This window comes from Streptacidiphilus jeojiense, from assembly GCF_000719095.1.
In the GTDB taxonomy this organism is placed as follows: Bacteria; Actinomycetota; Actinomycetes; order Streptomycetales; family Streptomycetaceae; genus Streptacidiphilus; species Streptacidiphilus jeojiensis.
Genome location: NZ_JOEH01000085.1, coordinates 1 through 1,170 on the forward strand (window position 1 = coordinate 1; position 1,170 = coordinate 1,170).

At 70.0% G+C, this 1,170-nt stretch carries 1 protein-coding gene; it reads right to left on the minus strand.

Features of this window, described 5'->3' with window-relative positions; genetic code table 11:
* Positions 1-34 precede the first annotated feature (34 nt).
* Positions 35-1,104 (minus strand): IS630 family transposase gene (locus tag IF29_RS49250; protein ID WP_475630832.1). Its coding sequence is split into 2 segments (ribosomal slippage): positions 35-640 and positions 643-1,104, totalling 1,068 coding nucleotides; the frame shifts between segments, so codons are not numbered across the junction.
* Between the last annotated feature and the right edge of the window lie 66 nt (positions 1,105-1,170).

Sequence of the window (1,170 nt, forward strand, 5' to 3'; positions counted from 1 at the left end):
ACTGAGGTTGAAAGCGTGATGGCCTTCGTGGCGGTCACCAGGGTTCGATGATCAGTCCGGTCTCGGCGAGGCAGGCGTCGATCAGGTGCGGGCGGTACTGGATCTTCTTCAGCTTGCGCTTCATGACCCGGACCAGGTGGTCCAGGTTGGCGGCGGCGAAGTTCGCCAACCCGCGCTTGACCAGCGACCAGATCCCCTCCTGCGGGTTCAGGTCCGGCGCGTACGAGGGGAACTGGAAGACCTCCAGCCAGTCCCGGTGCTCAACAGCGAACTCGGTCAGGCCGTCGGCGAGGTGGACGTTCAGGTTGTCCCAGCACCACACCACCGGGCCGCCGAGTTGCACGTGCGTCATGGCGATGAAGTCGCGGTAGTCCTGCCAGGTGAAGCTCTTCGGCTGGCCCTTGCGGGCTTGGTAGATGTGCAGCTTGAAGAAGAACCGCGACCGCTGGCCGGGCTTGAAGCAGACCGCGCCGGCCACCGTCACCCGGCCCCGGCCGCCGACACACACCCGGACCTCGGGCGTGCGTCCGCGCGGCGCCCAGGTCCGGCCCTTCGGCGGCCTCATGCCCTGGCCGGCCTCGTCGGCGAAACAGATCCAGGCGTCACGGGCCGCCGCGGTCCTTTTAACCGCGGCCAGACCTCGGCCTTCCACACCTCCACCGCGGCGTCGTCGCGCTCCAGCGCCCGGCGCACCGGCACCTGCGCCGACCAGCCGTGGCGCCGCAGCAGATGCCACACGCCCTGCACCGTGTAGCCGATGTGGAACCTGCGCGCGATCACGACACGGATCCGCCCCAGCGTCCAGCACTGGTCCTCGCTCCAGCCGTGGGCCAGCGGACCCTGCTCCAACTCCCGCACCAGGCTGTCCCACTGCGCGGGGCTCAACCGCTCCACCGAGTGCGGCCCCTTCGAGCGCAGCGCCTCCGCGCCGCCGTCACGCCAGGCCTGCCGCCACTTGCGCACCTGCCGCTCACCGACCCGCAACGCCGCCGCGACCTGTGCCGTCGCCTCGCCGCGCGCAAACCGCTCGGCCGCCTCCAGCCGTACCCGCTCCCGCTCCACCTGCCCCTGCGGGGTCAGCCCACCGCCCTGTGCATACTTCATGCTCCGGTCGTACCGCAGGGATCAAGGAACGTCAGCCACCCACGGCCATCACGCTTTCAACCTCAG